This is a genomic window from Rhizobium sp. PEPV16, assembly GCF_008919455.1.
Classification (GTDB): Bacteria; Pseudomonadota; Alphaproteobacteria; order Rhizobiales; family Rhizobiaceae; genus Rhizobium; species Rhizobium leguminosarum_Q.
Genome location: NZ_VSZV01000050.1, coordinates 1 through 1773, shown reverse-complemented (window position 1 = coordinate 1773; position 1773 = coordinate 1). Strand labels below are relative to the sequence as shown.

The 1773-nt window shown below is 64.2% G+C and carries 2 protein-coding genes; both read right to left on the bottom strand.

Translation table 11 applies throughout. The annotated features are described in order from the left end of the window. A partial coding sequence (locus FY112_RS00400) for a methionine ABC transporter permease (RefSeq protein ID WP_151517357.1) occupies nt 1–563 on the bottom strand: 563 nt, incomplete at its 3' end. Continuing rightward, on the bottom strand, nt 544–1635 hold the full coding sequence (locus tag FY112_RS00395) for a methionine ABC transporter ATP-binding protein (protein ID WP_151517356.1): 1092 nt from the start codon (nt 1633–1635) through the stop codon (nt 544–546). The genes FY112_RS00395 and FY112_RS00400, both read right to left, overlap by 20 nt. Nucleotides 1636–1773: the final 138 nt, after the last annotated feature.

Genomic DNA, 1773 nt, shown 5'->3' with positions numbered 1-1773 from the left:
ACACTGGTTTCGAAACGTTGATAGCCATAGCGGATGGCGAGGTCGCCGAGGCCGCCGGCGCCGATGGCGCCGGCCATGGCCGAGGCGCCGATCAGCGTTACCAGCGTGACGGTGAAACCGGCGACGATGCCCGGCAGCGCTTCAGGCACCAGCACCTCGCGGATGATCGTCCAGCGGTTGCCGCCCATGGCGCGCACAGCGTCGATCAGCCCGCGGTCGACCTCGCGCAGCGATACTTCGGCGATGCGGGCATAGTAGGGCGTCGCGGCGATGGCGAGCGGCACGATGGCCGCCCAAGTGCCGAGCGCGGTGCCGACGATCAGCCGCGTCAGTGGGATCAGCGCCACCAGCAGGATGATGAAAGGCACTGACCGAAAGCCGTTGATGACTGCGCCAAGCACGCGATTGATCCAGAGGTTTTCCGCGATGCCGCCGCGCGCCGTCGCAACCAGGGCAAGGCCGAGTGGCAGGCCGGCGACGAGCGAGATCAATCCCGAGGCGAGGGTCATCAGGACTGTCTCCCAAAGGGAGCGAATAAGCAGTTCAAGCATGATCGGTGTCATAACCAAGCACCTCCACCCGCGCGGACCGGGTTGTCAGGAATTGTTCGACCTTTCCGGCAAGCGCGGGGTCGCGCGCGGGAACGGCGATGAAGAACCGCGCCACCGGCTGGTTCTGGATATGGTCGATGCCGCCATGGACGAGGCGGAAGGAATGCGGCAATGCTGCCGAGAGTTCGGCAAACAGCGCGCCCTGCGCCTGCGGTCCGGCGAGATCGACGCTGAGGATCGCTTCGCTGCCCGCCGTCGCCGACAGCCGGCCGGCGATATGCTCAGGAAGCTGCGGGCGGATGCCGCCAAGCAGGCTCCCGGTGATTTCAGCCTGCGGATTGGCGAACACCGACCAGACCTGCCCTTCCTCGACGATCCGCCCGGCATCGATGACCGCGACGCGATCGGCGATGCCGCGTACCACTTCCATCTCGTGGGTGATGAGCAGAATGGTCAGTCCGAGCTTACGGTTGATGTCCTTCAGCAATGCCAGGATCGACCGGGTCGTTTCCGGATCGAGCGCCGATGTCGCCTCGTCGGACAACAGCAGTGCCGGGCGTGCCGCCAGCGCCCGGGCGATGCCGACGCGTTGTTTCTGGCCGCCGGACAGCGATGCGGGATAAGCCTTCGCCTTGTCTGCAAGGCCGACGAGTTCGAGCAGCGCATGCGCCCGTTTCAGGCGCTCGCTCTTTGCAAGACCCTCGATCTTCAGGGGCAGCGCAACGTTTTCCTCGACTGTTTTGGCGGAAAGCAGATTGAAATGCTGAAAGATCATGCCGATGCGGCGGCGCAGCGGCTGCAATTCCTGTTCTGAAAGTCCGGTGATGTCTCGGCCTTCGATGAGGATCTTGCCGCTATCGGCGCGCTCCAGGCCGTTCAGGCAGCGGATCAGCGTCGATTTGCCGGCGCCGCTGCGGCCGATGATGCCGAGGATCTCGCCTCTCTTCACCGTCAGCGAAATACCGTCGAGGGCTGCAGTGGCTCCGAACCGTCGCTTCACGTCGGCCAGTCTCACCACCTCTTCGGAAGCCGCCGCTTGCGACCGGACCTCGATCGCCGTGGTGGTGGAAACAAGGGAATTCATGTGGTTTTCCTTACAAATACTGAAGGCGGTCCGGGCAGAGAACGCCCGGACCGCCTCTCGGCAGGCCTTAGAGCCTTTCCGGGTTAGATTGCAGCATTCTGCCGGAGCAGGTTTTCGTCAGGGCAGAGGCGATTGGCG

Bases quoted from the DNA above. Each gene is read 5' to 3' on its own strand.
- FY112_RS00395 (WP_151517356.1), bottom strand. From the start codon at position 1,635: ATGAATTCCCTTGTTTCCACCACCACGGCGATCGAGGTCCGGTCGCAA.